This window comes from Nocardia sp. NPDC058497, from assembly GCF_042720195.1.
In the GTDB taxonomy this organism is placed as follows: Bacteria; Actinomycetota; Actinomycetes; order Mycobacteriales; family Mycobacteriaceae; genus Nocardia.
This window is the reverse complement of sequence record NZ_JBHXMY010000453.1, coordinates 1-4,945: the sequence shown is the minus strand read 5'-3', so window position 1 is coordinate 4,945 and position 4,945 is coordinate 1. Positions and strand designations below refer to the sequence as shown.

Genomic DNA, 4,945 nt, shown 5'->3' with positions numbered 1-4,945 from the left:
GGTTCCGGTCGGTGTCTGGGAGGGCGCGGAGCAGGCTCGGCGGGAACTGGGCGCACTGCGGGAGGGCAGCATCGTCACTGTCATCGGTGGCGGCGCGACCGGTGTCGAGACGGCCGCGGAGGTGGCCGAGAGCAGGCCTGATCTGCGGGTGCGCTTGATCGGTGCCACCGTGGCGGGATCGTTCACCCACACCGCGCACGAGCGCATCCGCGATCTGTTGCGGCAGTTGGGCGTCGAGATCGTCGACGACACCGTGGCCGATGTCGACGCGTCCGCGGCGGGCACTGTCGTGCACCTCGGGTCGGGCCGGGTGCTGACATCGGACCTGACCCTGTGGGCGATCATCGGCAGCACGCCCGATCTGGCCGCCCGCAGTGGTCTGCGCGTCGATCCCAGCGGCCGCGCCGTCGTCGACGACTACCTGCGCAGTGTCGACGACGAGCGGGTCTTCGCGATCGGTGACTGCGCCGCGGTCCCGGGCGCCCGCCAGTCCTGCTACACCGCCAGCCCGCAGGGCATGTACGCGGCCAACGCCCTGGCTCGCCTGAGCAAAGGCCGCGACCCGAAACCGTTCACCCTCGGCCCGTACACCGGCCGCGCCGTCACCCTCGGCAGGCACGCGGCGATCGTGCAGTTCACCCGCACCGACGACACGCCGCGCAACGCCTACCTTGGTGGGCGCTCCGCGGCCGTGCTGAAGGAACTGGCCTCCCGCATTGCGAAATTCGGCGCGTCGACCGGACTCTGACCACCGGGACATAACGAGAAGTTATGGGGTGGTGGGTGATTGCCCACTACCCGCCGGCGCGAACACCCACCAGGCTCGGTGACATCCCGTGCGGCGGGCAGGCGATGGTGGAGGAGAACAGCGTGACGTTCGTGATCGGTGCCGACTGCGTCGATGTCCTGGATCGGGCCTGCATCGAGGAATGCCCGATCGACTGCATCTTCATCGGCAATCGGATGGCCTACATCCAGCCCGACGAGTGCATCGATTGTGGTGCGTGTGAACCGGTGTGCCCGGTCGAGGCGATCCACTATGAGGACGACATTCCCGAAGGTCAGGAGCAGTTCGCCAGCGAGAACGCCCGCTTCTTCGCCGACCCGCTGCCCGGCCGGGCGGCAGCGCTCGGCCAGCCGGGTGGCGCGACGGGCGTCGGCCCGCTCGGCGTCGACACGCCATACGTTCAGGCGTTCCAGCCGTGAACGCCCGCACGTACCAGCGTGCCTACCGGGGGTTCCGGTAGTAATCGCCGAAAGAACAACGGATATGCGTAATTCGTTGGTAGCGAGCTAGTTTCGTGCTCGGGATGCGGGTCTGGGCTGGTAGTGCTCGGCTTGGCGCCGAGAGGGCTGGTCGGGGTGCTGGAGCCATCGCCGCTTCCAAGGGCAACCACGGCGGCCGACCCAAGGTCATCGACGACGACTCGCTCACCTTCGCCCTCGCACTGAAGAACAAAGGCATCCCGGTTCCGGACATCGCGAAAAAGCTCACCATCAAGGGGGTCGAGGAGCGGATCCGCCCAATCCGGCGCTAAGCGCGCCAAATCTCGAGCGGTGTTGCCCTGCGGGTGATTTCATGTCGTCGTGACCGATGAGGGCGGCTACGGCCGGTTCGGGGCGTTGTCTCGCGTTGAGCTGGAGCGGTTCTTCTACCTCGATGACGAAGACCGGAAGCTGATCGCGGGTCGGCGTCGGGACTACAACCGGTTGGGTTTCGCGCTTCAGGTCGTGACGGTCCGCCAGCTCGGAATGTTCTTGGCCGATCCACTCGACGTACCTTCTGAGCTGCTCGACTATCTCGCCGAGCAGTTGGGTATCGAGGACTCCTCGTGCGTGAAGCAGTACACAGAGCGGGAGAAGACCAAACTCGAACATGCCTGGGAGATCCAGCGCGAGTACGCCTTGGCCTCCTACGGCGAGGTCGAGGCGGAGTTGGCAGCGTGGGTCGCCGACCAGGCGTGGGCGACCGGCGACGGGCCGAAGGCGGTATTCGCCGGGGCGGTCGACTGGCTACGCAAACGCCAGGCGCTGCTGCCTGGCCCCCGAACGTTGGAACGCCTGGTCACCGATGGGCGACAAACTGCTGATCAGCGGTTGTGGAATGCGCTGATCGATCAACTGACTGCCGGTTCGGCTTCAGCGCTCCTGGGGCTGCTGGACGCACCCGAAGGTAAACGCCATGTCAGCGAGCTGGAACGGCTCCGCAAGGGCGTGTTCCGGACCAGTTCCAGGGGGATGCTCGACGCCTTGGACCGGCTGGCCGACCTCATCGCGCTGGGCGGGCAATCCCTGGATGTGTCGATGGTTCCGCAGCGTCGGGTGATCGGTCTGGCCACCTACGGGTTGTCGAGCAAGGCTCCCGCGTTGCGGCGCCTCGAGCCTCGCCGCAATCGCCTGGCGGTCATGGTCGCCACGGTGAAAGTGCTGTCGGGCAGAGCCTCGAAGAGCTGGCCGGTCGCCTTGCCACGGTCCGGGTGTTCCTGCCACGGCTGATGCGCACCGTGGTGTTCGGAGCGACCGCGGACGGTGCGGCGGTGCTGGCGGCGATGAAGACCTTGGGCGGGCTGATGTCGACGAAGTCGAAGCTGCCCGCGAGCTGGCTCGATGCCCGTCAGGTCGACCACGACCTCATCGATGGTGGGTGGAAGAGGCTTGTCTATCGGGAGAGTCGACCCCCGGAGCGGTCGACCGCGCTGCCTACACACTGTGTCTGCTCGAGCAGTTCCATCGCCATCTCGAGCACCGCAACATCTTTGCCCCGCACTCGACGCGCTGGCGCGACCCGCGTGCCCAACTGCTGGTCGGGCACGCGTGGGAACGCTCCCGCATGGCCGGAATGAATGCGTTGAACCTGCCCGATGATCCGGGGGTGTTGCTCGCCGAGCACGCCGCCGCGGTGGGCACCGCCTACCGTGAGGTCGCCGCGAGGTTGGACAGTGATGGTCCGGCGACCGTCGACGAGGACGGCCGCCTGCACCTCGCCGCGCTGAAAGCGGAACCGGATTCGCCGTCGCTGGTGGATTTGCGCCGCCGGGTCGAGGCGATGTTGCCCGAGGTCGACCTGCCCGAGCTGGTCCTGGAAGTCATATCCGGGGTGCCCGGGTTCGCCGAGGCGTTCACCCACGCCTCGGGCAACGGGGCCCGCGTCGCCGATCTGGGGTTGTCGGTCGCGGCGGTGCTGTGCGCGAACGCGATGAACGTGGGTTTCAAGCCGGTGACCAGCCCCGGTGTGGACGCTTTGACTCGTGATCGGCCGCAACTGACGAATCTGCCCGATCAGCGGTTGTGGCGATTCGACCAGGGTGCGGACTACGGCCCGCTCAACCACGCCGCGCGGGGGCGCATCGACGCCGACAAGATCGCCGCGCACTGGGAGGACGTGTGCCGGGTCGCGGTGTCGATCAATGAGTGTGAGGTCTCCGCGCACGACGTCACACGCATGATCTCCCGTGACGGCAATCCGACCCCGTTGGGGCAGGGGATCGCGCACTACGGGCGAATCTTCAAAACCCTGCACATCCTGCGCCTGGCCGACGACGAACCGTATCGCCGGGAAGGCAAGGTGCAGGCCAACCTCGGAGAGGGCCGCCACGACCTGGCGCGGCGGATCTACCACGGGAAGAAGGGGGAGATGACCCGCACCTATTACGAGGGCATCGAAGATCAGCTCTCCGCGCTTGGGCGGGTGCTCAACTGTACGGTTCTGTGGAATACGTTTTACACCAACCGCGCCTTGGAACAGCTACGCGCCCAGGGCTATCCGGTGCTCGCTGCCGACGCGCAGCGGCTGTCGGCGTTCATCCGCACCCATATCGGCATCGACGGCCACTATGCCTTCCATTTGCCCGATCTCGGCGGCACCCACCGCAGGCTCCGTGATCCCGATAGCCCGGACTGACCCCACTTATCGAAGGATGCGGTCGAGTGCAGCGCCGGGCGATGGGACACGGGCTCCGTTGCCTGCTAGCTGACCGTCATTGGTCGACGCGCCCGCAGCGGCACGACCACGGCTCCCGCAAACGCCAGGCTGGCCAGCGTGAACAGGACAATCGGTGGCGGCGGCTCCAACGCGACGTTCAGCGCGAGGAGGCCCAATGACGCTGCGAGGCCGACGAATCCGGCCTGACGCGTTTGGCGGGGCTCGGCTGCGAAACGAGCGAGCATGAGGAACAGAACGCCCACAAGCGCTACCGATATACCCATTATCAGGCTGAAACCCATGAACAGCTCGTAGTGGTTGCGTTGCGAACCCACCAGCTCGAAGGGCTGGTTTCGCAGAACGTCATCGAACGCCTTGTCCGCATCCGTTGGCATGAGTCGCGTAAAGACGACGTCGCCGACGGTGTGGCCGAGGCCCGCGATGATCCAGCACCACGCGCCGATGCGGTAGAAGGGAATACGCATTAGGGACCTCCCGAAACTTGGATGCTACATCTGTAGTGCATGCTACATCTGTAGCATGGGTCTGTGAACAGGAGTGACCCGGATCGCAAGACGGTGCTGGCAGACGCGGCCATCGAGGTAATCGGCGAGCACGGGCTGCGCGGGCTCACACACCGCGCTGTCGAGTTGCATGCCGGTCTGCCGTCGGGAACCTGCAGCTACCACTTCCCGACCCGGCACGCACTACTGACCGCAGTCGTCGACCGCATCGCCGACCTCGAGCGGGCCGACATCGAGCGGAACAGTGACGGACAACTGTCCCCGGACATGGATCCGGCTGTTCTGATCGACGGCGCCACAACAACTTTGGCGCACTGGCTCGGCCCGGCGCGAGCACGCAGCCGCGCGCGCCTGCTACTCGAGCTGGACCCACCGAGCAGGCAACTGACGGCCGCCACGATAGAGACCACCACCGCGGGTTTCGTAGCATTGACGGCGACCATCACCGGCGACGTCGAGCGCGCGAGTCTCATCGTCGCCCTCATCGACGGTCTAGTCC

At 66.3% G+C, this 4,945-nt stretch carries 7 protein-coding genes; 6 read left to right on the top strand and 1 reads right to left on the bottom strand.

The genetic code is table 11. From position 1 onward, the window contains the following. The 5 genes from ACFWPJ_RS24620 to ACFWPJ_RS24600 all read left to right on the top strand — a co-directional run. On the top strand, positions 1–748 hold a 748-nt coding region (locus ACFWPJ_RS24620), incomplete at its 5' end, for an NAD(P)/FAD-dependent oxidoreductase (protein ID WP_378854749.1). 122 nt (positions 749–870) lie between these two features. Next, positions 871–1,206: a ferredoxin gene (fdxA, locus tag ACFWPJ_RS24615; protein WP_378854750.1), complete on the top strand. Its 336-nt coding sequence runs from the start codon at positions 871–873 to the stop codon at positions 1,204–1,206. Positions 1,207–1,310: 104 nt separating this feature from the next. Then, entirely contained in the window at positions 1,311–1,538 is a 228-nt protein-coding gene (locus ACFWPJ_RS24610; RefSeq protein WP_378854748.1) for a hypothetical protein, read from the top strand. A gap of 49 nt (positions 1,539–1,587) precedes the next feature. Then, complete coding sequence (locus ACFWPJ_RS24605; protein ID WP_378854747.1) at positions 1,588–2,496, top strand: DUF4158 domain-containing protein; 909 nt, start codon at positions 1,588–1,590, stop codon at positions 2,494–2,496. Positions 2,497–2,839: 343 nt separating this feature from the next. Next, the gene (locus ACFWPJ_RS24600) at positions 2,840–3,901 is read left to right on the top strand and encodes a Tn3 family transposase (RefSeq protein WP_378854746.1); all 1,062 of its coding nucleotides are present in this window, start codon (positions 2,840–2,842) and stop codon (positions 3,899–3,901) included. Between the two features lie 65 nt (positions 3,902–3,966). Here ACFWPJ_RS24600 and ACFWPJ_RS24595 read toward each other — a convergent pair whose 3' ends face one another. Continuing rightward, the gene (locus ACFWPJ_RS24595; RefSeq protein ID WP_378854745.1) at positions 3,967–4,407 is read right to left on the bottom strand and encodes a hypothetical protein; all 441 of its coding nucleotides are present in this window, start codon (positions 4,405–4,407) and stop codon (positions 3,967–3,969) included. Between the two features lie 63 nt (positions 4,408–4,470). On the opposite strand from ACFWPJ_RS24595, the gene ACFWPJ_RS24590 reads away from it, so the two are divergent. After that, positions 4,471–4,945 (top strand): TetR/AcrR family transcriptional regulator (locus ACFWPJ_RS24590; RefSeq protein WP_378854744.1); only part of this gene is annotated, 475 nt, incomplete at its 3' end.

What these genes read in the sequence shown, in the direction of transcription:
- ACFWPJ_RS24600 (WP_378854746.1), top strand. Translation starts at nt 2,840, where the DNA reads ATGAATGCGTTGAACCTGCCCGATGATCCGGGGGTGTTGCTCGCCGAG.
- ACFWPJ_RS24595 (WP_378854745.1), bottom strand. Translation starts at nt 4,407, where the DNA reads ATGCGTATTCCCTTCTACCGCATCGGCGCGTGGTGCTGGATCATCGCG.
- ACFWPJ_RS24610 (WP_378854748.1), top strand. Translation starts at nt 1,311, where the DNA reads ATGCGGGTCTGGGCTGGTAGTGCTCGGCTTGGCGCCGAGAGGGCTGGT.